Genomic DNA, 22125 nt, shown 5'->3' on the forward strand with positions numbered 1-22125 from the left:
GCTAACTTCAGACAGCAGGAAGGGATCGGATAACGGCAGGTATCGCCGCGGCGACGCCGCTCGCCGTGACCGGCCCGCCGGCGCTCGCCAGCGTCGCCGCCGCGCCGTGCAGCCAGGCCCCGGCCGAGGCCGCGTCGATGGGCGCGAGCCCGGTGGCGAGGAGCGAGCCGATCAGCCCGCCGAGCACGTCGCCCGACCCGGCGGTGGCCAGCCAGGAGGTGCCGGTGGTGTTGACGCGTACCGGCGTGTCGGGGTCCGGCGAGGCGATCGTGGTGCGGCGGCCCTTGAGCAGCACCACCGCGTGGAACCGCTGGGCCGCGAGCCGTGCGTAGTGCAGCGGCCGGGCCTCGATGTCGGCGCGGTCCTCCCGGATCAGCGTCGCCAGCTCGCCCGCGTGCGGAGTCAGGATCGCCGGCACGCCGAGCGGCCCCGACAACGGCCGGAGGCTGTCGGCGTCGATGACCAGAGGTACGCCGCTGGCCCGCGCGAACGCGAGCGCGCTGTTGGCCCCGTCGGCGCTGCCCGAGCCGACCACCCACGCCTGGGCCTGTCCGTCGCCGACCACCTCCGGGTGCTGGCGCTTGACCCACTCCGAGGCGGTCCCGACGTAGCGGACCATCCCGGCGAGCCCGGTGTTGGCGCCGGCGACGGCGAGCAGCGCGGCGCCGGGATAGGTGGCGCTGCCGACCCGCAGGCCGACCACGCCGCGGGTGTACTTGTGCACGTCCGGGGCCGGGCGCGGCACCAGTGCGGCCACGTCGGCCGCCTCGAGGCTCTCGATGGCCGGCGTCGGGAGGTCGAGGCCGATGTCGATCAGCTCGACCTTCCCGCAGGCCGAGGCCGCCGGGTCGAGCAGATGGCACGGCTTGTAGGTGCCGAAGGTGACCGTCAGGTCGGCAGTCACGTGCGCACCGTCGACCTCCCCGGCATCGACGCAGACCCCGCTCGGCGTGTCGACGGCGACGACCGGAACGCCGGCGAGCATCTCCAGCGCCGCCTCGGCCTCCGGCCGGAGCCCCGGCTTCCCCCCGATCCCCACGATCCCGTCGACGACGACATCCGCACCGGTGGTCGAGCTTGTCGAGATGACCACCCCAGAGGAAACAGTCCCCCCTGCCGCCTTCAGAGCACTGATCCCACCCGCATGCGCCCGATCCGACAGCAACCACGCCTCGACCCGAGCGCCGCGACGCGCGAGCAGCGCCCCGGCGTACAAAGCGTCTCCGCCGTTGTCGCCGCTCCCGACCAGCAGGACGACCCGGCGGCCGTAGGCACCGCCGAGGTGACCGATGATCGCGTACGCCAGCCCGGCCGCCGCGCGCTGCATCAGGGCGCCTTCTGGCAGGCTCGCCATCAAGGCCTTCTCTGCCGCTCTGACCTGCTCAACCGAGTGCGCACGCCGCATGACCCCAGCCTACGCGCCGAAGCGATGCCGGGGCCGGGCCGAAGGGCTCGAACAAGCCCGTCAGTCCTCCAGGACGACCATGGCCGAGGCGATGCCGGCGTCGTGGGAGAGCGAGAGGTGGACGGTGGCGACGCCGAGCTTCGTGGCCTGCGCCAGCACCGTGCCGCGGAGCTCGAACCGCGGCTGCCCCGACGACTCCGAGATCACCTCGGCGTCGTGCCACTCCATCCCCTGCGGCGCGCCAAGCGCCTTGGCGAGCGCCTCCTTGGCGGCGAACCGGGCGGCCAGCGACGCCATCGGCTTGCCCGCCTCGGCGGGGGTGAACAGGCGCTCACGCAGCCGCGGCGTACGCTCCAGCGACTCCTCGAAGCGCGCCAGGTCGCACACGTCGATCCCGACTCCGATGACGGCCATCAGCGCAGCGCCATCACTCGACCGTGACCGACTTGGCGAGGTTGCGGGGCTGGTCGACGTCGTAGCCGAGCTCGGTGGCGAGCTGGCACGCGAAGAGCTGCAGCGGCACGACCGCGACGAGAGGCTGCAGGAGGACCGGCACCTTCGGCAGCCGGATGATCGTGTCGGAGACCGAGTCGACCGAGTCGTCGCCCTCCTCGACCAGCGCGATCGTGCGGGCGCCGCGGGCCCGCACCTCCATGATCCCCGAGCGCATCTTGTCGTGGAGGAAGTCGCGGCCGCGTGGGGGCACGATGCACCAGATCGGCAGGCCCTCCTCGACCAGCGCGATCGGGCCGTGCTTGAGCTCGCCGGCCGCGAAGCCCTCGGCGTGCAGGTAGGCGAGCTCCTTGAGCTTGAGCGCGCCCTCGAGAGCCACCGGATAGCCGGCGTGCCGGCCCAGGAACAGGAAGGCCCGGCGGTCGGCGTACTCACGCGCCAGGTCGTAGACCTGCGGCGCGGTCTCGAGCACCTTCTCCACAGCCGAGGGCATCGCCTCGAGCTGGGTCATCACGCCGTCGATCTCGTCGCCGTACATCGTGCCCTTGACCTGGGCCAGGTAGAGCGCGAGCAGGTAGCAGGCGACCAGCTGGGTGACGTACCCCTTGGTCGAGGCGACCCCGATCTCCGGGCCGGCGTGGGTGTAGATGACCGCGTCGGACTCGCGCGGGATCGTGGAGCCGTTGGTGTTGCAGATCGCCAGCACCTTGGAGCGCTGCGAGCGCGCGTGCCGGATCGCCTGCAGCGTGTCGGCGGTCTCGCCGGACTGCGAGATCGCCACCACCAGCGTGGAGTTGTCGAGGATCGGGTCGCGGTAGCGGAACTCGGAGGCCAGCTCCACCTCGACCGAGATCCGGCACCAGTGCTCGATGGCGTACTTCGCGACCATGCCCGCGTAGAACGAAGTCCCCGCGGCGATGATGATGATCTTGGTGACCTCACGCAGCTCGTCGTCGTCGAGCCGCATCTCGTCAAGGTGGAGCGACCCCGAAGGCGTACGCCGCCCCAGCAGCGAGTCGGCGACAGCACGAGGCTGCTCGAGGATCTCCTTGCGCATGAACCAGTCGTGGCCGTCCTTCTCGGCGGCGGCCAGGTCCCAGTCGACGTGGAAGCGGCGGCCCTCGGCAGGGGTGCCGTCGAAGTTGGTGACCGTCGCGCCCTCGCGGGTGATCGTGACGACCTGGTCCTGGTCGAGCTCGAGCGCCTCGCGGGTGTGCTCGATGAAGGCGGCGACGTCGGAGCCGAGGAACGACTCCCCCTCGCCCAGGCCGACCACGAGCGGGCTGTTGCGCCGGGCGGCGACGACCCGGGACGGGTCCTCGGCGTCGACCGCGACGAAGGTGAAGGCGCCCTCCAGGACCGAGCAGACCTTCTGCATCGCGATGGTCAGGTCGGCCCCGCCGACGACCTCGCGCTCGAGCAGGTGGGCGGCCACCTCGGTGTCGGTCTGCGAGGCGAACTCGTGCCCGTCGGTCTCCAGGGAGGCCCGCAGCTCGGCGAAGTTCTCGATGATCCCGTTGTGGACGACCGCGACGCGCCCGGTGCGGCCGACGTGCGGGTGCGCGTTGCCGTCGGTCGGGCCACCGTGGGTGGCCCAGCGGGTGTGGCCGATCCCGGTCGTCGCCGCCGGCAGCGGCGTGTCCGCGATCGCCTTCTCCAGGTTGGCGAGCTTGCCGGCCTTCTTGTCCACGGCCAGCTTCCGGTCAGCGACCAGAGCGATCCCGGCCGAGTCATAGCCGCGGTACTCCAACCGCCTCAGGCCATCGATCACGACGTCCTGCGCCGACCGGTCTCCGACGTACCCAACGATGCCGCACATGGCGGATGATCCTACGGCTCTCGTGGGCCCCATAAGGAAGTGGCGGTGCGTGTGCGTAACAATCGTTGCCATGTCACACCCCGGGCCACACGGCGATGACCGCGGCTCCTCGCCCTACGTCGAGCTCGACCGTAGCGCGTGGGCCGAGCTCGCGACCGAGACCGAGAGTCCGCTGACCGAGGCCGAGATCGAGTCGCTTCGTGGCCTGGGCGACCAGATAGACCTCAAGGAGGTCGAGGAGGTCTACCTGCCGCTGAGCCGCCTGCTCAGCCTCTACGTGAGCGCTTCGGCCAAGCTCCACGACCAGCAGGAGCTGTTCCTCGGCAAGACGATGCCGGAGCGTACGCCCTTCGTCATCGGCGTCGCCGGGTCCGTCGCGGTCGGCAAGTCGACCACCGCGCGTGTGCTCCAGCAGATGCTCGCCCACTGGCCCGAGCACCCCAACGTCGCCCTGGTCACCACCGACGGGTTCCTCTACCCCAACGCCGAGCTCGAGCGGCGCGGCCTGATGGAGCGCAAGGGCTTCCCGGAGTCCTACGACCGCAAGGCGCTGCTCCGCTTCCTCGTCGACCTCAAGTCGGGTGAGGACGAGGTGCGCGCGCCGATCTACTCACACCTGACCTACGACGTCACCGACCAGACCGTGACCGTCAAGAAGCCCGACATCGTCATCCTCGAGGGACTCAACGTCCTGCAGCCCTCCCGGGTCCGCGCCGACGGCACCATCTCGCTGGCCCTCTCGGACTTCTTCGACTTCTCCGTCTACGTCGATGCCGGGTCGCGCGACATCAAGCAGTGGTACGTCGACCGCTTCCTCCGGCTGCGCGAGACCGCCTTCCGCGACCCGTCGTCCTACTTCACGAAATATGCGGCCCTGTCGCACGACGAGGCCGTCACCCGCGCCACCGAGATCTGGAACGAGATCAACGGCCCCAACCTCCGCGAGAACGTCCTCCCGACCCGCTCCCGCGCCACCCTGGTCCTCCGCAAGGACAGCGACCACTCGGTCCGCTACGTACGCCTGCGCAAGATCTGATTCGCCCCGTCGGTCGAGCCGGGTTCGTGAGGAACGAACGAACCCGTGTCGAGACCAACGCAGTCCCCTCGGCGCTGGACAGGACTGTGTTGGTCTCGACACGATCGGCCGCAGGCGGCCTCGCGGCTCGACCAGCGGTGGAAACTAGAGCGCCAGGCGGGACCGGACCACGTCCGCGAGCCGCTCGGCACACGCCTCGGCCTCGTGATGGGTGGGGGCCTCGACCATGACGCGTACGAGATTCTCGGTGCCGGAGGGGCGCAGCAGGATCCGGCCGGAGCCGGCGAGGGCCTTCTCCTCGGCGGCGACGGCCTCGAGGAGTCCGTCGTCGCTCTTGCAGCGGGCCTTGTCGACGCCCTTGACGTTGAGCAGGACCTGCGGGAGCCGGGTGACGACGGAGGCGAGGTCGGCGAGCGTACGCCCGGTGTCGGTCATCCGCTGCAGGACGTGCAGCGCGGTGAGGATGCCGTCGCCGGTGGTGGCGTGCTCGCTCATGATGATGTGGCCGGACTGCTCGCCGCCGATGGCGTAGCCGCCGCGGCGCATCTCCTCGAGCACGTAGCGGTCGCCCACGGCGGTCTGCTTCACGCGGACGCCGGCGGCATCCATCGCCTTCACGAAGCCGAGGTTGCTCATCACGGTGACGACCACGGTGTCGTCCGGGAGCCGGCCGGCGTCGTGGAGCCCGAGGGCGAGGATCGCGATGAGCTGGTCGCCGTCGACCAGGTTGCCCTGGGCGTCGACGGCCAGGCAGCGGTCGGCGTCGCCGTCCCAGGCGAAGCCGACGTCGGCACCGTGCTCGACGACAGCCTTCTGGAGCATCTCCGGGTGGGTCGAGCCGACGCCGTCGTTGATCGAGAGGCCGTCGTTGGTGTCGTTGATCGCGATCACCTTCGCGCCGGCCTGGTCCAGGGCCAGCGGCCCGGCGGCCGCAGCGGCACCGTTGGCGCAGTCGACGACGACGGTCAGTCCGTCGAGGCGCCGCTCGAGCGTGGAGACCAGGTGGGCTGCGTACGTCTCCACGGGGTTCTCGTGGGACGAGATCCGGCCCACCGACGCGCCGGTCGGGCGGTCCCAGGGCTCGTCGAGGTGTGCCTCGATCCGGTCCTCGAGGATGTCGTCGAGCTTGTGCCCGCCGCGCTGGAGGAACTTGATGCCGTTGTCGGGCATCGGGTTGTGCGAGGCCGAGATGACCACGCCGAGGTCGGCCTGCAGCGCCGCGGTCAGGTAGGCGACCCCGGGCGTCGGCAGCACGCCGACCTCGATCACGTCGCAGCCGGCCGAGGCCAGACCGCCGGCGACCGTCGCCTGCAGGAACTGTCCCGAGACGCGCGAGTCGTTGCCGATGACCGCCAGCGGCTTGCGTCCGCTGCCGGAGCCGCGAAGCTCCTCGGTGAGGACCAGTGCTGCAGAGGTCGCCAGGTTCTGGGCGAGCGAGGCCGTGAGGACCTCGCCGTTCGCGAGACCGCGAACTCCGTCAGTGCCGAAAAGGCGTGCCACGTCCGTGTGACCTTCTTTCGTACGTCGGCCCCCGCCCGAAAATGAGTCGGGGTGCCTCGGCGAGCCGAGGCACCCCAACAATGCTAGGCGATCGCGAGGGCGATCAGCGCTTGCTGAACTGCGAGGCCTTGCGGGCCTTCTTGAGACCGGCCTTCTTCCGCTCCACGACGCGGGCGTCGCGGGTCAGCAGACCGGCCTTCTTCAGGGTCGGGCGGTTGGCCTCGACGTCGACGTCGTTCAGCGCACGGGCCACGCCGAGACGCAGCGCGCCGGCCTGACCGGCGATGCCGCCGCCGTCGATGCGGGCGATCACGTCGAAGCGACCCTCGAGCTGCAGCGCGACGAACGGCTCGTTCGCGACCTGCTGGTGCAGCTTGTTCGGGAAGTAGTCCTCGATGGTGCGACCGTTGATGGTCCACGCGCCGGTGCCCGGGACGATCCGGACGCGGGCGACGGCCTCCTTGCGGCGGCCGGTGGCGGCAGCCGGGGCGATGGTCGCCGGGCGCTCGGGGGTGTCGGCGGACGGGGCGCTCTCGGAGGTGTACGCGAGGCCCTGCTCGTCGGTCTCGAAGGTCTCCTCGACCTCTACGGTGTTCTCAGTCATGTTCTGGTCCTGGCTCACTGGGCGATCTGCTTGATCTCGAACGGAACGGCCTGCTGCGCGGCGTGCGGGTGCTCAGGGCCGGAGTAGACCTTCAGCTTCTTGAGCATCTGACGGCCGAGCTTGTTCTTCGGCAGCATGCCCCACACCGCCTTCTCGATCGCCTTGCGAGCGTCCTTGTCCAGGACCTCACCGATCGGGGTGGCCGTCAGACCGCCCGGGTAGCCCGAGTGACGGTAAGCCAGCTTGGTGGTCTTCTTGTTGCCGGAGAGGGAGACCTTCTCGGCGTTGATGACGATGACGAAGTCGCCGGTGTCCGCGTTGGGCGCGAAGATCGCCTTGTGCTTGCCGCGGAGGAGCTCGGCGACCTGGACAGCGAGGCGGCCGAGACGGACGTCGGTCGCGTCGATCACGAGCCAGGCGCGCTCGATGTCGCCCGGCTTGGGAGCGTAAGTACGCACGTGTGCCTTCTTAGTTCGTAGTGCCCGCCCAGCGGGTGCAGGAGGCGGGATGTTGCTGCGTGGCTTCTGACGAACACGGCCCGGCTTGCCCCGCCGCTGGAAGTCCAGCGGCAGTCATCCGGATCTGCGCCCCTGACCGTGCGACGGTTCTCATCGAACCTGGATCAGGACGCGGCAGGAGTCACGACCTCACAAGGTTACGAGTCCCCGCGCAGCGGAGACAAATCAAGACGTACGCCGCCGGTCGGGGAGCCTGGCGGCGTACGCGTTCTTGGGGCGGGTCAGCTCGACTGACCCGGGAAGGACCGTCCGAACTGGTCCTGGGGCGGGCCGAAACCGCCCGGACCACGGCCGTCCTGACCGAAGTCGGGCGGTTGGCCGTAGGGCATCTCGCCGCCTCCTCGCATCTGTCCCAGCTCCCGCGGGCCACGGTCGGAACCACCGTCGACGACGGCGGCGACGACCCCGGTGGCGACGCCGCCACCGAGGACGAGTCCGGCGGCCGCCGCGGCCGCGACGCTCTTCCAGCCGAAGACCCGGTCGGAGAGCTTCTTCCTCGGTGCCGGTGCGGCCACCGGTGCCGCGGTCGGAGGACCGTAGGCAGGCGGTGCGTACGCCACCGGCGCGGGCTGCGCGGCGGGAGGCTGCTCGGCGGCCGGCTGCTCGGCGGCCGGCTGCTCGGCGGGAGGCTGCTCGACCGTCGGCTCCACCGGTTCGGGGGCCTGGTCGCCCGTACTCTTGTCGCTCATGTTTCCAGAGTCCGCCGGGTTCCTGTGGTGACGCTGTGCGAGACCTTTGGCTTCGGTGAAAAGCAGAACGTACGCCGCCGGAGCCTCGCCCCGGCGGCGTACGTCGTTCTCTGTCCTACGGTCGACTACTGGTCGACGCCGACCTCACCCTCGGGGGCGTAGAGGTCGGCGACCTCCTCCGGATCCTGCTCCGGACGCTCCTGGGGGCCGGCCGGTGCCGGCTGCTCCTTCTCGACGGCCGGGCGCTTCGGCTCGTCCTCGCCGGTGAGGGCGAGGGCGCCACCGAACGCACCGCCGGCGACCAGCACCACGGCGGCGACGGAGAGCATCAGCGTGCGCGTCATGGTCACGCCAGCACGCGGTACTGGATGCCGACCGAGTACTTCCAGATGTCGTAGCGCGAGCTCGAGTTGAGGCCGGCGGTCCACCACACGGCGGGGCAGTACTGGGTCGAGGTGCGGCTCTGGATCAGGCTGTTGGGCGAGGCGACGGACGCCATCGTCTTCCACTTGACCGAGTTGCCGAACTGGTGGATCTGACGCGAGGACCAGTCCGACGGGCGCAGGACGGTGGTGATCACGTAGACGTTCTTCGTGTAGCCCTTGGGACGGCCGCCGTAGTGCTTGAGCGTCAGGTTGCGGTAGTTGCCGTCGACCGACTTCGGCAGGCACTTGACGTTCTCGGTGTAGACGGTGGCCTTCGCGCTGTCGCCGGGGGCCTTGCAGCGTACGTTCGACCGCAGGCCGCGCGACTCGGCCCAGTCGCTGCGAGCGGGCGCCTTGAGGGTCGAGCAGGAGCCGACGTACTTGTAGTTGAGGGCGTCCGCGGCGGTGAGCGTCCGGCTGTAGGTCTTCCAGGTCAGCTTCTTGGCGGACGCGGCGACCGAGATCTGGGCGGTGGTGACGTTGCCGGCCTTGTCCTTGGCCTCGATGCGGACGTGGAAGGTGCCGGAGACCCGGGTGCCGGCGTTGTTGTTGCCGTTCCAGGTGTAGGAGGTGGTGCCGGTGAAGCTCGTCGACGAGCCCAGGGTGCGGACCAGCGTGCCGCCGGCGGTGACCACCTTGGCGGTGTAGCCGACGGTCTCGTTCACGGTCATCTTCGCCGTGACGGTGTCGCGGTAGCCGTCCGGGTAGGGGTAGAAGGTCGTCAGGCTGCGGCTCAGGGTGACGACCGGCTTGGTGGCGTCGACGGACCCGAGCTCGACGGTGACGGAGTCGGTCGCGCCGCTCTCACCCTCGACGAACCCGGTGAGACGGTAGGTGTCGGTCGCGGTCGGCATCGTCGCCTGGACCGTCCCGACACCGGCGGCGTCGAGCGTGATCGGCGCCGACTGCGGGCCGCTCGGCGAGGTGCCGTTCGAGCCGGTGATCGTCCAGTTGGCCACCGGGTTGGCCCCGAGCGCCTCCACGTTCTCCACGTCGTACGTCACGGGGAACGTCGCGCCCCCGGCCGGGGCGGTGGCGGGAACGGTGATCACGACCGTGGTCACGACGGCGGCCGCGGGCTCCTCCGCCACGCCTGCCGCCGGAGGCTCCGCCTCGGCGCCGGGCTGGGTCTCGGCCTGGGTCTCCGGCTGGGTCTCCGGCTGGGTCTCGGGCTGGGCCTCCGGCTCCGTCACGGTGTCCGCCTCGGTGCCCGCCTCGGTCTCCGTTTCGGGAGCTGGCTGCGAGTCGGCCGGGGTCGTCTCGACGCTCGCCGTCTCCGACGGGTCCGTGGTGGTGGACGGGGTCTCCGTCGCGAAAGCCGGCACCGCCGGCACGATCAGGGCGACGGCAGCAGCCGCCACCAGTGCGCGTACGCGCATCTGTGGTTCCTCCGAGTCTCTTGCCCGAGATGGTCTTGGGGTTGCTTCGCTGCCAGAGAACGCGAAGCGGGCCGAGATGGCTGACGGAACATATACCCCGGGGCGCACGCCCTCCGCACCGGTATTTGCTGCCGCGTCACCGACCCGGCGACAGCGATGAGGCATCTGGCGTAGCCTGATCGTAGGATTGTCTGACAATCAGATGATCTTGGCCCAGATCACCCAGAACGCCCCACGAGATGGAGGAGTGCGATGACCCTGCTCAACGAAGCTCAGGACACCGTTGCGACCAGCCTGACCCCCGCCGCCTTCGCTGCCGCCGAGGCGCACTCCGCGCACAACTACCACCCGCTCGAGGTGGTGATCAGCCACGCCGAGGGCGCCTGGGTGACCGACGTCGACGGTCGCCGCTGCCTCGACATGCTGGCCGGCTACAGCGCGCTGAACTTCGGTCACGGCCACCCCGCACTGCTGTCCGCCGCCCGTGAGCAGCTCGACAAGGTCACCCTGACCTCGCGCGCGTTCGTGCACGACCAGTTCGCCGAGTTCACCGCCCGCCTGGCCGCGATGTGCGGCAAGGACATGGTCCTGCCGATGAACACCGGCGCCGAGGCCGTCGAGACCGCGATCAAGGTCGCCCGCAAGTGGGGCTACGACGTGAAGGGTGTCCCCGCCGACCAGGCCGAGATCATCGTGATGGCCGGCAACTTCCACGGCCGCACGACCACGATCGTCGGCTTCTCGGACGACGCCGACGCCCGCGACGGCTTCGGTCCGTTCGCCCCCGGCTTCGTGATGGTTCCGTACGCCGACCTGGCCGCGATCGAGGCCGCCATCACGCCCAACACGGTGGCCGTGCTGGTCGAGCCGATCCAGGGCGAGTCCGGCGTGGTCATCCCCGGCGACGACTTCCTGATCGGGCTCCGCGAGGTCTGCACCCGCGAGAACGTGCTCTTCGCCGCCGACGAGATCCAGGCCGGCCTCGGCCGCACCGGCTACACCTTCGCCTGCGACCACGCCGGCGTGAAGCCGGACATGTACATCCTCGGCAAGGCGCTCGGCGGCGGCATCGTTCCGGTCTCGGCCGTCGTCGCCGACCGCGACGTGCTCGGCGTCATCGGCCCCGGCCAGCACGGTTCCACCTTCGGTGGCAACCCGCTCGCCTGCGCCGTCGGCACCGCCGTCATCGACCTGCTCGAGACCGGCGAGTTCCAGGCCCGCGCCGAGGCCCTCGGCCAGGTCCTGCGCGACCGGCTGATGGCGATGGTCGGCAAGGGCATCGTCGGCTTCCGCTCCCGCGGCCTGTGGGCCGGCGTCGACATCGACCCGGCCGTCGGCACCGGTCGCGAGATCTGCGAGCGCCTCCTCGCCCGCGGCGTGCTCGCCAAGGACACCCACGGCTCCACCATCCGCCTCGCCCCGCCCCTGGTGATCGCCGAGGACGACCTCCACTGGGCCCTCGACCAGCTCGAGGCGGCTGTCTCCGAGTAGGCCCGGCCTCCGTGTAACACGTCGTTCGACGTACTGGTCGCCCGGTGAGAGCGACCGGAAAGTACGTCGAACGACGTGTTACTTGTTCGCTAGCCGTCGAGCGCGGCGAGATCGTCGATGATCTCGTTCGCCGCGGCGACGAACAGCTTCTGCAGCCCACGGATCAGCTCGGTGTAGGACCCCGTGTAAGCGTCCGGCGTGAGCGTGACCCGGTCCAGGCTGCCGGTGGACAGGATCTGGTTGACCGCCCGGTGCGCCGGGACCCCGATGGCTCCCTCGGTCGCAGTGTTGGCGGTGATCCCGTCGAGGGTCTCGCGCTGACGCTCCGAGGCCGCCGTGTAGAAGTCCGCGAGCGACCGACGCCAGGTCGCCTCGGCCGAGGCGAGCGCGGCGAGGTCTTCCTCGCTGATGGGTTCGGCCGACATACCCGCCGCCTGCGAGTGCCGGCGCTTCGTGAGCGCCTCCATCATGATGGCCCGCTCCTCGCCCATCGACCGGAACGCCGGACGAATGGCGCCGAGCGCTTCGATCTCAGTGTCGATCTCGGCGTCGCCGACCGACGGCACGAGCGTCGCGAGCGAGAAGAGATCGTCGGCGAGCGCCCCGTAGGCGGCCTCCGCCAGCACCTGGGCCTGGCCCGTGTCACGGATGTCCGATCGCGTCTGCGCCATGCCGTCCAACGACCGCTTGATCCTCGCGAGGACATCCGCGAGCTCCTGGTCACCGCCGGCGTCGATCTGCTCCGCTTTCGCCGTCCAGATCGTGATGGACTCATCGGTCGTCGCCCGCAACGGCCTCATCACGACGTCGGGGACGCCTGCCAAGTCGCCGTCGCGCTCGAACATCACGTTGATCGCCAGGTCGAACGTGCTGGGCAACGCCTGCGCGACCGACTCGGCCCGGCGCACCGACGAGGTCGAGGGGGAGGTCGGGGACCCTGCCGGATCGGTGGCCCGGTCCGTGACCACGGGCTGGAGCGCCACCCCGGCGATGCCGATGATGCCGACCGCCATCACGGTCCCGACGGTCGCGACCACGCGGGCCCGGAGCACGCGGCGGCGGCCGCGGCGTACGTCCTCGGCGGGGTCCGCGAGCGGGACCGGAGCGGTCGCACCGATGCGGTAGAGGCGGTCGCGCAGCAGGGTGTCGTCGTCGAAGGTGTTCATCGCCGGCCTCCTCGGGCAGCGTCGGAGTCAGCGTTGCCGGGGCGAAGGGTGCGGCGCAGGTTGGCCAGCGCCTCAGAGGTCTGGCTCTTGACCGTCCCACTGCTGACCCCGAGGTCGGCGGCCGTCTCCTCGACCGACAGACCCCAGTAGTGCCGAAGCACCACAACCCGGCGCTGACCTGCAGGAAGAGATCGCAGCGCGGTCCAGAGCTCGTCCAGCTCTTCGGCCCCGAGGCCGACGGGCGCCGGGCGATCGGCGATCTCGCCCGACCGCTCCCGCCGCCACGGACGGCGGCCCTCGTCGAGGTGACTGTTGACCAGCACCCGACGTACGTACGCGTCGACGCTGTCGGCCTTCTGCACCTTTCGCCACGCTGCGTACACCTTCGACAGCGTCAGCTGCACGATGTCCTCGGCTCGATGCTCGTCACCGCACAGCAGGTAGGCCGCGCGGAACAGGTGCGCGCGTCTCTCCCTGACGTAGGCGGTGAACTCCTCGTCCCGACTCACCAGTCTCCTCCTCCGGTTCCAACCCCCGACGCCCTACTGACGCGGTCGGTCGTCCATCGGTTGGGTCCGGGTAACCGCTTCCTGAGTGCGGGCGCCCGGGTAACACGTCGTTCGTGGCACTACTCGCCCTATCAGAACGACCGGATAGTCCTACGAACGACGTGTTACAGCTCGCCTGAACCCACCCCGGAGCTCCGCGGCAGCATCTCCAGCAGCACCGGCAACGAAGAGGCCAGCATCCCCAGCAGCTCCTCGCGCGACAACCCGGCGGGATCCGCCTTCCAGGACAGCACCAGCTCCTCCGACATCGCCTGCCAGCCACGCACCACCAGCCGCGCGGCGGGGGTGTCCTCGACGAAGTCGGCACCGGCATCGAAGATCCGGAGTCCCAACGCCAAGAAGGCCTCGTCGTAGATCTCGCGCAGGACCGGGTCGCTCGCGGCGCCGCGGACCATCGAGACGTACCCCTCGTAGTTGGCGTCGACGAAGTCGACGTAGGCCGTCATGGACGCCAGCAGGCGCTCGACCGGCTCGCCCGTCGAGGGCGGGGCGGTCTGGGCGACGAGGGCGTCGGCGGCGCGGCGTACGACCGCCTCACGGAAGGCCATCTTGTCGCCGAAGTAGTGGTAGAGCAGCCCGCGCGAGATGCCGGCCTCACGCGCCACCACGTCGATCGAGATCTCGTCGAGGGAGTGGCGCGCGAAGAGGCGAATGCCCAGGTCGAGCAGCTGCTCGCGGCGCTGCTCGGGCGTCAGACGCGTCCGTTGGCTCATGCCGACCATTCTATTGACATCCGTTCAATAGGCAAGAATACTCTCGGTATGACCACTGCTGACCTCACCCACGTCGACCACCTGATCGTCGGTGCCGGCTTCGGCGGCCTGTGCTCGGCGATCAAGCTCGAGGAGGACGGCGAGCGCGACTTCGTCGTCATCGAGAAGGGCTCCGGCGTCGGTGGCACCTGGCGAGACAACACCTATCCCGGCGCCGCCTGCGACGTGCCCAGCCAGCTCTACAGCTACTCCTTCGCGCTCAACCCCGACTGGTCGATGAGCTTCTCGCCCCAGCCGGAGATCGAGGCGTACATCAAGAAGGTCGCCGAGCAGTCCGGCACCCTGGACCGCTTCGTCTTCGACACCGCGGTGACCGCCGCGACCTGGGACGAGACCCAGCAGCGCTGGCTCGTCGAGACCGAGGGCACGAACGGCAGGAAGACGTACGCAGCGACCACCGTCATCGCCGGACCCGGCGCGCTCTCCGAGCCGAAGCTCCCGGACATCGAGGGCATCGAGGGCTTCCAGGGCGAGATCTTCCACTCCGCCCAGTGGAACCACGACGTCGACCTCACCGGCAAGCGCGTCGCGGTGATCGGCACCGGCGCCAGCGCGATCCAGATCGTCCCGGAGATCCAGAAGAAGGCCGCGCGCCTCGACGTCTACCAGCGCACCGCGCCCTGGGTGCTCCCCCGCAACGAGCACCGCTACTCCAAGCTCGAGAAGGCCGCCTTCCGCCACGTCCCCGGCGTCCAGCGGCTCGCCCGCGCGGCGGTCTACTGGGGCCTGGAGGTCCGCGTCCTGGGTCTGGCCGTGGAGCCCAGGCTCACCAAGGCCCACGAGCTGATGGCACGGAACAACATCCGCCGCGGCATCAAGGACCCCGAGCTTCGCCGCAAGGTCACCCCCGACTACACGCTCGGCTGCAAGCGCACGCTGATCTCCAACGCCTACTACCCCGCGCTGGCGGCCGACAACGTCGACCTGATCACCGACGGCATCGACCGGGTGAGCGAGAACGCGATCGTCGCCAAGGACGGCACCAGCCGCGAGATCGACGTGCTCGTGGTGGCCACCGGCTTCTACACCACCGACCTGCCGATCGCCCACGCGATCACCGGCAGCAAGGGCCGCACCATGGCCGAGCGGTTCGCAGAGACGGGGATGAGCGCCTACAAGGGCACCACGGTCCCCGAGTTCCCCAACCTCTTCTTCGTGGTCGGCCCCAACACCGGCCTGGGCCACTCCTCGATGGTCTACATGATCGAGTCCCAGGTGGCCTACATCCGCGACGCGATCCGCACGATGCGTACGAATGCGTACGCCACCGTCGAACCCACCGAGGACGCCACCTCCGCCTGGAACGACGACCTGCAGCGCAAGATGGGCAAGACGGTGTGGTCGGAGGGCGGCTGCGCGTCGTGGTATCTCGACGAGCACGGCCGCAACACCACCCTGTGGCCGAGCTTCACGTTCCTGTTCCGCCACCTGACCAGCAAGTTCGACGTCGACAAGTACGCCGTCACCGCCGCCGGCAAGCCGGCAACGACCAAGGAGAGTGTCCCCGCATGAAGTCCTTCGACGACAAAGTAGTCGTGCTCACCGGAGCCGGCTCCGGCATCGGCCGCGCCCTCGCGCTCAACCTCGCCGGGCGCGGCGCCCGGCTGGCGCTCTCCGACGTGAACGAGGCCGGCCTGGCCGAGACCGTCGAGCTGGCCAAGCAGGCCGGCGCCCGTGAGATCAAGGCGGACAAGCTGGACGTCGCCGACCGCGAGGCCTTCACGGCGTACGCCGCGGACGTCATCGCCCACTTCGGCACGGTCAACGTGGTCATCAACAACGCCGGCGTCGCGCTGTCTGGCCGCGTCAACGACCTCGACTGGGACGACATCGACTGGATCATGGGCATCGACTGGTGGGGCGTCGTGCACGGCACGAAGCTCTTCCTGCCGGCCCTGATCGAGTCCGGCGACGCGCACATCGTGAACATCTCCTCGCTCTTCGGGCTGGTCTCCATGCCCGACCAGGCGTTCTACAACGCGGCGAAGTACGCGGTGCGCGGCTTCACCGAGGCGCTGCGCGAGGAGATGCTGATCGACGGCCACAAGGTGGGCGTCACCTCGGTCCACCCGGGCGGCATCAAGACCGCGGTCGCCCGCAGCGCCCGCGTCTCGGCCAAGGACGACCAGGCCGCGACCGCGAAGTTCTTCGATGAGAAGCTCGCCAAGATGGAGCCCGAGCGGGCCGCCGAGATCATCGTCAAGGGCATCGAGAAGAAGCAGGCCCGCGTGCTGGTCGGTCTCGACGCCCACGTTATCCACAACTTCGGCAAGTTCACCGGTTCCCGCTACCAGGACCTCATCGCCTTGGGTGCCAAGTACGTGATGCCGAAGAAGCAGGCAGACTAGGCCCATGCGCTTCGAGGCCGGTCATCCTGTTCGTGTCGAGTTCACGAAGTGGGGTGGCCGGCCTCACTGGTCCTTCACGGGTCTCTACCTCGGCGAGGACGAGCACGGCGAGTGGATCGGCCACCCGGTCGGCACCGAGTTCGCGCGCCCGGGCCGGGGCTGGGTCGCCGACTGGGAGTCCGTCAGCCTGGTCCCCCACCACGACGCGGCCCACTTCCCCGCCTTCAACCGGCCCAACGAGCGGGTGACCTCGCAGATATATGTCGACATGTGTACTCCGCCGGTGTGGCAGGACTCGACGGTCACCTGCATCGACCTGGACCTCGACGTGGTCAAGAAGTTCGACGGCTCGGTCTACATCGACGACGAGGACGAGTTCGAGCACCACCAGATCGAGTACGGCTACCCGCCCGAGATCATCTCGATGACCGAGGACTCCGCCGAGCGGGTCTATCTCGCGGTCAAGGAGAGCCGGGCGCCGTACGACGCGACCCCGGAGCGCTGGTTCGAGGTTCTCGCCGGCCTGTGAGGCCTAGGCATCGGTCTCGACGGCGGCCGGCACCGGGGTGGTCCGGTCCTTCCGCAGCGGACCGACCAGGCGCGGTCCGGAGAGTCGGGTCTCGATCCGCCAGGACCGACGGCTGAGCGGCTGGGCGATGTATTCGCCCAGATAGACGCCCGAGGCGAGAGCCAGCGCGACCGAGGCCGCGGTGAAGAGGGCGACCAGGCCGACCGAGGTGGTCGCCGGGGTCTCCTGGGCCAGCATGGTGAGGCCGCGGTAGATCGAGTAGCCGGGCAGGAACGGCACCACCGAGGACACCACGATGACCAGCGGCGGCACCTTCAGCCGGGTGGCCACCGAGTAGGCGATGAGACCGATGAAGAGGGCGGCCACGGCCACCCGCCACGTACGTCCGACGTCGCCGGGCACGACGATCGACAGCACCACGGCGATGCCGGCGATGACCGCGATCGGGACCAACGTCCGCTTCGGGGCGTACGCCGCGTAGGCGAAGGCCGCGGCCCCGACGGCCCCGCCGACGGTGGCGAGGGTGATCGACTGCAGCGTGCTGGTGCCGCCGGAGACCGCACCGTGGATCGGCACCCCGACCGCGCCGGCGAAGACCAGACCGCCGGTGACCCCCGCGATGATCCCGGCGGTGGAGACCAGGGCCTCCATGATCCGGGCGCTGGCGGTGACGTGGAAGCCGGTCAGCGCGTCCTGCAGGGCACCCATGAAGCTGATCCCGGCCAGCATCACGGTGATGTTGGCGGTGATCGAGGTGGAGACGTCGAGGTTCAGGGGCAACGCCGCGGCGATGACCGCGAGCAGCGTGGCCAGGCCTGCCCCGGCGACCTGCAGGTAGAAGAGCGGCAGCCGCCAACGGCGGTGGAGGAGGTGCTGCAGCTGGTCGATGGACGCGCCCGAGATGAAAGAGAGGACGACGACCCAGGGATCACCACCGACGTAGACGGTGAACGCGGCGGCCATCACCGCCATGCCGAGGGTCGCGGCCCACCGCGGCCGGCGGTGGCCGCCGGAGATGATCCGACCAAGTGCGATCCGGGCGCCCTGGAGGTCCACCTCGTCGCGTACGACCTGGCGGACCAGGTGGTCGACGGCGGTCAGGTGGTCGTAGTCGATCGTGCGGTTCTTGACCTGCCGCGTGGTGTGGATCGGGATCGCCTCTGGGTCGGCCTGATAGCTCATCGAGAGGCTGGTGTAGGTGACGTCGACCTCGGCTCCGCGGAGTCCGAGATGCTGAGAGAGCGACCTCATCGTCGCGGTCACGTCAGCGGCCCCGGCGCCGGTGGAGATCAGCAGCTCACCGACGCGGAGGCAGAAGTCCAGAGTCAGGTTCACCTCGCGCGCGTCCACCGTCACAGGGTGCCATCGGGGCGGTGATCGACAGGCATTCACGGTGCTCGACAAACGGGCCCGTGCAAGGAACGCTCAATACATGCGGATCGACTTCCACCCCTCCCCGCGACCGACGCTCGGCGTCGAGTGGGAGCTCGCCCTCGTCGACCGTCAGAGCCGGGACCTGGTCAACGTCGCCGACCATCTCTTCGCGCGGGCCAAGGCCCGGGTTCCCAACCCCGAGCGGATCCACAAGGAGCTGCTGCGCAACACCGTCGAGATCGTGACCGGGATCTGCGGGACGGTCGAGGAGGCCATCGGCCAGATCCGGGAGACGACCCTCGAGGTCGTACGCGCCGGGGACGATCTCGGCGTGGACCTCTTCGGTGCCGGCACCCACCCGTTCGCGTCCTGGACCAGGCAGGAGCTGTCCGCGGGGCATCGTTACGAGGAGCTGATCAACCGCACCCAGTGGTGGGGGCGGCAGATGCTGATCTGGGGCGTGCACGTGCACGTCGGGATGCCGGAGCGCGACCGCGTGCTGCCCGTCCTCAACGGGCTGCTGACCTACTACCCCCACTTCCAGGCACTGTCGGCGTCCTCCCCGATCTGGGCCGGCGTGGACACCGGCTACGCGTCCAACCGGGCGCTGATGTTCCAGCAGCTGCCGACGGCGGGGCTGCCGTTCCAGTTCGCGACGTGGCCGGAGTTCGAGGCGTACGTCTCCGACCAGACGGTCACCGGCGTGATCGAGGACATCAGCGAGATCCGCTGGGACATCCGGCCCTCGCCCCGGATCGGCACCATCGAGAACCGGATCTGCGACGGGGTCGCGACCCTGCAGGAGCTGGCCGCGATCGCGGCGCTGGCCCACTGTCTCTGCGTCGACCTCGACGCCCGGGTGGCCGCCGGCGAGCCCATCGCCACGATGCCGCCGTGGCACGTCCAGGAGAACAAGTGGCGCGCCGCCCGCTACGGCCTGGACGCGATCGTGATCCTCAACGACGCCTCCGACGAGCGGCTGGTCACCGAGGATCTCGCCGATCTGCTGGTGCGGCTCGAGCCCGTGGCCGCGCGCCTCGGCTGTGAGAAGGAGCTCGCCGGGGTGCATGACATCATCCACAAAGGTGCCTCCTACCAGCGGCAACGCGCGATCGCGGCGTCCACCGAGGGTGACCTGGTCGCGGTCGTCGACTCGGTGGTCCGTGATCTGCGCGGGTCGCTGTGAATGCTCACCGAGCTGACTCGGTGAGCATTCACCGAGGCGGCAGCGGCGGCAGCGCGTCGGTCGCCTCGAACTGCCCCATCCCGGTGACCCCGAGCAGGTCGACGATGATCGACCTGATCTGGACGAGGATGACCTCGGCGTTGAGCGATTCCGTACGCTCCACCTCGGCCGAGTGCTCGCCGACCGCGAGCAGCACCGACCGCGCCTCGTGGCTCAGCCCGTCCGGGCCGAGGCCCGCGGCGAGCTCGGCCTCGACGACGTCGACGGCGTCGGCGAGCCCGAAGGCCAGCTGGTAGTAGCTCTCCGGCACGATGTCGCCGCGATAGGCCGACACCGCCGCCCGCCGCACCAGCACCCGGGTGCTCCGCAGCGCGCGGTCGAGCGGCTCGACCAGCTCGGCCATCCGGTGTACGTGGCTGCGATGCCGGAACCGGAACGGCGAGACCGCCAGCACCGACATGCCCTCGTCGGAGGCGTCCTGCAGCTCGCGGATCAGCGGGTCGGTGGCACGCGCGTCGGCGAGCACCTTGAGCCCGTGGACCGCGTCGGCGTCGAGCATGACCTGGCCCGCGGCACGCAGCAGCGAGGCGATCTTCCTGGCGACCACCGCCGCCTGCTCACCCGGGCGTCGCAGCGGGGCGGCGGGCACGATCGAGGCAGCGACCAGTGCGACCGCACCGCCGATCAGCGCGTCGGTCCAGCGGGTGAAGGCCGCGCCGGGCGTCGGCAGCAGCCCCATCACGAAGATCGACTGCACCGCGGCCTGATTGCGGAAGACCTGGCCCGAGGAGATGAAGATCCCCACCGCCATGGCCATCCCCACGACCAGGGTCATCTGCCAGGCGCCTTCGCCGATGACCTGCACCACGACGTCGCCCAGGAAGACGCCGAGCGCGACCCCGATGGTCACCTCGGTGACCCTTCGCAGCCGCTGTCCGTAGGACGTGCCGAGGCTGACCACCGCCGCGATCGGCGCGAAGACCGGTTGGGCGTGGCCGAGCAGCCCGGCCGCGATGAACCACGCCACCCCCGCCGCTCCCGCGGCCTGGAAGACGTGCCACCGCTTCGACTTCAGGCGCGCCAGCCGGCGACGTACGTCGGACTTCACCTGCTCACGGGTGACTCGCGGAGCAGTGAACGCCATGGCGCAGATCCTAGGCCAGCCGAGTCCTCAGTTGTGGCGGCCGAATCGGTGGTTCTGGCGAATGAGATCGGGATCTCGGCTGCCATTTCCACCGATTCGGCCGCCACTTCTGCAGAGTCGGCGTGGGGTCAGCGGGCGAGGGTCACCGACACGGTCTGGCTGCCGCAGCCGTTGGCGGAGGTGAGGTTGGTGAGCGCCGACTTCTCGGTGCTGTCGACAGAGAGCCGCCAGCGGATCTTCACCGAGACGAACTCCTTGAGGTAGCGGCACTTCTGCAGGTCGGGCATCCACCCGGCCGGGTCGGAGTCGGACTTCTCCTGGTTCTCGTTGTCGGTGACGCCGACGAGCGAGCCGTAGTAGCCGAGGTCGTTGGCGTAGTTCCGGCGCTCGGTCGAGGTCCAGGTGCGGGCGCCGGAGTCCCAGGCCTCGGCAAGAGGGACCATGTGGTCGATGTCGATGTCACTGGTGGCGGTCCAGGACAGTCCGTCGTAGTAGGAGTACCAGCGGCCGCCCGACAGCGAGCAGCTCGAGCCGACCGTGGGGGCCTCCTCGGCCTCCGCGATCAGCACCTCGTTGCGGGTGTTGCAGCCGTCGCCGTCGGCGTCGATCCAGTGCTGGAAGAGGTCACGGCTGTAGCCGGTGCGGTTCTCGGCGGCGACCGGGAGGTCGCCGATGGCGGTGGAGAGCGGCTGGGAGTAGGACTCGGCGTGTGCTGCCGCCGGAATCGTGAGCGGCACGAGGGCGCCGCAGGCGAGGATGAACAGGCCACGGAGTTTCATGGGGGTCTCCCGAGGTGAGGTGTTCGGTCGCCCCCAGACGATGCCGCGTTTTACGCGGCCCGTGTAACGCGGTTACCAGATGTTTCGAGAAGTTCATCCAGCGGCGCGATCACGCCGATACGAACGGCTCCGTCAGGTGCGGCGTCGCGAGGTGAAGCGTGGTGTCGGCCTCGCGGCTGAGCATGCGCTCCCTCGAGTGCCTGGCCGCATCGGGATCGACCTCGTGCGCGTAGGCGAGCTCGGGGTGGAGCAGCTGGAGCGCGTGCACCAGGAGGTCGCCGGTGACCAGCACCAGCTCGCGCCCCTCGGCGACGAGCACGCTCTGGTGCCCGGGCGTGTGACCGGGCGTGGCGACCACGCGCCCGGCGCGCAGGGACGTGTCACCGTCGAGGAGCCGGAGCCGACCGGCCTCCGCGAGCGGGTCGGTGAGGGTCTCGCGAAGCTGAGGGTTGAGCGAGTCGAGGGCGTCGTACTCGGCCCGCTGGAGCAGGTAGTCGGCGTTCGGGAAGTAGGGATGGCGGCCGTCGGCCTCGGTCACGACGGCCCAGCCGACGTGGTCGGTGTGCAGGTGCGTGAGCACCACGGTGTCGACCTCGGCCGGGTCGATGCCCGCGGCGTCGAGCGACCGAGGAAGCACACCGGGCACGGGCGCCCACGAGGCGGCCGGGCAGTCCGCCGGGCCGATCCCGGTGTCCACGACGGTGAGGCCCTGGTCGCTGCGGATCGCGTAGGCACGGAACTGGATCCGCCAGCGACCCTCGGCGTCGACCGCGCCCGGATCGTGGCGGTCGGCCTCGGCCCACTGAGCGGCCGTGGCCTCGGGGAAGGCCTGGGCACGCGGGGAGAAGAACGGGCCCTCACCGTCGGCGAGGGCGATGATCTCGGTCGAGCCGATCCGGAGGCGGGCGACGCTGAGGGCCATGGCCGCGATCCTGCCA

General features: G+C 69.9%; 22 protein-coding genes. 6 read left to right on the top strand and 16 right to left on the bottom strand.

The genetic code is table 11. The features are described 5' to 3' along the window. Positions 1 to 7 precede the first annotated feature (7 nt). The 3 genes from HD557_RS22660 to glmS all read right to left on the bottom strand — a co-directional run bounded on the left by HD557_RS22660 (position 8) and on the right by glmS (position 3677). Positions 8 to 1354 (bottom strand): NAD(P)H-hydrate epimerase, encoded by a 1347-nt coding sequence (locus HD557_RS22660; protein WP_231380415.1) that lies wholly within the window; start codon positions 1352 to 1354, stop codon positions 8 to 10. A 111-nt stretch (positions 1355 to 1465) separates the two neighbouring features. Then, complete coding sequence (locus tag HD557_RS22665; RefSeq protein ID WP_008362440.1) at positions 1466 to 1819, bottom strand: holo-ACP synthase; 354 nt, start codon at positions 1817 to 1819, stop codon at positions 1466 to 1468. A 13-nt stretch (positions 1820 to 1832) separates the two neighbouring features. Beyond that, complete coding sequence (glmS, locus tag HD557_RS22670; RefSeq protein ID WP_008362441.1) at positions 1833 to 3677, bottom strand: glutamine--fructose-6-phosphate transaminase (isomerizing); 1845 nt, start codon at positions 3675 to 3677, stop codon at positions 1833 to 1835. Between the two features lie 70 nt (positions 3678 to 3747). On the opposite strand from glmS, the gene coaA reads away from it, so the two are divergent. Beyond that, positions 3748 to 4713 (top strand): type I pantothenate kinase, encoded by a 966-nt coding sequence (gene coaA, locus HD557_RS22675; protein WP_008362442.1) that lies wholly within the window; start codon positions 3748 to 3750, stop codon positions 4711 to 4713. Positions 4714 to 4857: 144 nt separating this feature from the next. Here coaA and glmM read toward each other — a convergent pair whose 3' ends face one another. The 6 genes from glmM to HD557_RS22705 form a co-directional block, all read right to left on the bottom strand. Further along, positions 4858 to 6213 carry a phosphoglucosamine mutase gene (gene glmM, locus HD557_RS22680; protein ID WP_008362444.1) on the bottom strand — a complete coding sequence of 452 codons (1356 nt, stop codon included), beginning with the start codon at positions 6211 to 6213 and terminating at the stop codon, positions 4858 to 4860. Between the two features lie 103 nt (positions 6214 to 6316). Further along, positions 6317 to 6817, bottom strand: coding sequence for a 30S ribosomal protein S9 (gene rpsI, locus HD557_RS22685; RefSeq protein ID WP_008362446.1), 501 nt, complete (start codon positions 6815 to 6817; stop codon positions 6317 to 6319). A 14-nt stretch (positions 6818 to 6831) separates the two neighbouring features. Further along, complete coding sequence (rplM, locus tag HD557_RS22690; RefSeq protein ID WP_008362447.1) at positions 6832 to 7275, bottom strand: 50S ribosomal protein L13; 444 nt, start codon at positions 7273 to 7275, stop codon at positions 6832 to 6834. A 281-nt stretch (positions 7276 to 7556) separates the two neighbouring features. Next, a complete protein-coding gene (locus HD557_RS22695) occupies positions 7557 to 8024 on the bottom strand; it encodes a hypothetical protein (RefSeq protein ID WP_196875555.1) in 468 nt (155 codons plus the stop codon). A gap of 125 nt (positions 8025 to 8149) precedes the next feature. Continuing rightward, the gene (locus tag HD557_RS22700) at positions 8150 to 8374 is read right to left on the bottom strand and encodes a hypothetical protein (RefSeq protein ID WP_196875556.1); all 225 of its coding nucleotides are present in this window, start codon (positions 8372 to 8374) and stop codon (positions 8150 to 8152) included. Then, complete coding sequence (locus tag HD557_RS22705) at positions 8371 to 9828, bottom strand: procyclic acidic repetitive family protein (protein ID WP_196875557.1); 1458 nt, start codon at positions 9826 to 9828, stop codon at positions 8371 to 8373. The genes HD557_RS22700 and HD557_RS22705 overlap by 4 nt, the downstream gene beginning before the upstream one ends. Positions 9829 to 10080: 252 nt before the next feature. Here HD557_RS22705 and rocD point away from each other — a divergent pair, with 252 nt between their 5' ends. Continuing rightward, positions 10081 to 11319 carry an ornithine--oxo-acid transaminase gene (rocD, locus tag HD557_RS22710; protein ID WP_231380416.1) on the top strand — a complete coding sequence of 413 codons (1239 nt, stop codon included), beginning with the start codon at positions 10081 to 10083 and terminating at the stop codon, positions 11317 to 11319. A gap of 89 nt (positions 11320 to 11408) precedes the next feature. Here rocD and HD557_RS22715 read toward each other — a convergent pair whose 3' ends face one another. The 3 genes from HD557_RS22715 to HD557_RS22725 form a co-directional block, all read right to left on the bottom strand. Further along, a complete protein-coding gene (locus tag HD557_RS22715) occupies positions 11409 to 12485 on the bottom strand; it encodes a nitrate- and nitrite sensing domain-containing protein (RefSeq protein ID WP_196875558.1) in 1077 nt (358 codons plus the stop codon). Next, complete coding sequence (locus HD557_RS22720) at positions 12482 to 12994, bottom strand: SigE family RNA polymerase sigma factor (RefSeq protein ID WP_196875559.1); 513 nt, start codon at positions 12992 to 12994, stop codon at positions 12482 to 12484. Before HD557_RS22720 ends, HD557_RS22715 begins: the two co-directional genes overlap by 4 nt. A gap of 164 nt (positions 12995 to 13158) precedes the next feature. Beyond that, positions 13159 to 13767 carry a TetR/AcrR family transcriptional regulator gene (locus HD557_RS22725; protein WP_196875560.1) on the bottom strand — a complete coding sequence of 203 codons (609 nt, stop codon included), beginning with the start codon at positions 13765 to 13767 and terminating at the stop codon, positions 13159 to 13161. Positions 13768 to 13815: 48 nt separating this feature from the next. On the opposite strand from HD557_RS22725, the gene HD557_RS22730 reads away from it, so the two are divergent. From HD557_RS22730 to HD557_RS22740, 3 genes are read left to right on the top strand one after another with little or no spacing between them, the layout of a single operon-like run. Next, positions 13816 to 15339, top strand: a complete 1524-nt coding sequence (locus tag HD557_RS22730) for a flavin-containing monooxygenase (RefSeq protein ID WP_196875561.1) — start codon at positions 13816 to 13818, stop codon at positions 15337 to 15339. Beyond that, positions 15336 to 16175, top strand: coding sequence for an SDR family NAD(P)-dependent oxidoreductase (locus tag HD557_RS22735; protein WP_008362461.1), 840 nt, complete (start codon positions 15336 to 15338; stop codon positions 16173 to 16175). The genes HD557_RS22730 and HD557_RS22735 overlap by 4 nt, the downstream gene beginning before the upstream one ends. Before the next feature lie 4 nt (positions 16176 to 16179). Beyond that, on the top strand, positions 16180 to 16704 hold the full coding sequence (locus HD557_RS22740; protein WP_008362462.1) for a DUF402 domain-containing protein: 525 nt from the start codon (positions 16180 to 16182) through the stop codon (positions 16702 to 16704). Between the two features lie 3 nt (positions 16705 to 16707). On the opposite strand, the gene HD557_RS22745 is transcribed toward HD557_RS22740, so the two are convergent. Further along, entirely contained in the window at positions 16708 to 18054 is a 1347-nt protein-coding gene (locus HD557_RS22745; protein WP_307785690.1) for a threonine/serine exporter family protein, read from the bottom strand. 82 nt (positions 18055 to 18136) lie between these two features. On the opposite strand from HD557_RS22745, the gene HD557_RS22750 reads away from it, so the two are divergent. Then, positions 18137 to 19264 (top strand): glutamate--cysteine ligase, encoded by a 1128-nt coding sequence (locus HD557_RS22750; protein WP_008362466.1) that lies wholly within the window; start codon positions 18137 to 18139, stop codon positions 19262 to 19264. 28 nt (positions 19265 to 19292) lie between these two features. Here the strand turns inward: HD557_RS22750 and HD557_RS22755 are convergent, their stop codons facing one another. The 3 genes from HD557_RS22755 to HD557_RS22765 form a co-directional block, all read right to left on the bottom strand. Continuing rightward, positions 19293 to 20408 carry an FUSC family protein gene (locus HD557_RS22755; RefSeq protein WP_196875563.1) on the bottom strand — a complete coding sequence of 372 codons (1116 nt, stop codon included), beginning with the start codon at positions 20406 to 20408 and terminating at the stop codon, positions 19293 to 19295. A 128-nt stretch (positions 20409 to 20536) separates the two neighbouring features. Further along, positions 20537 to 21187, bottom strand: a complete 651-nt coding sequence (locus HD557_RS22760; RefSeq protein ID WP_196875564.1) for an HNH endonuclease family protein — start codon at positions 21185 to 21187, stop codon at positions 20537 to 20539. 109 nt (positions 21188 to 21296) lie between these two features. Then, positions 21297 to 22109: an MBL fold metallo-hydrolase gene (locus HD557_RS22765; protein ID WP_196875565.1), complete on the bottom strand. Its 813-nt coding sequence runs from the start codon at positions 22107 to 22109 to the stop codon at positions 21297 to 21299. Positions 22110 to 22125 lie beyond the last annotated feature (16 nt).

This window comes from Nocardioides luteus (genome assembly GCF_015752315.1).
GTDB lineage: Bacteria > Actinomycetota > Actinomycetes > Propionibacteriales > Nocardioidaceae > Nocardioides.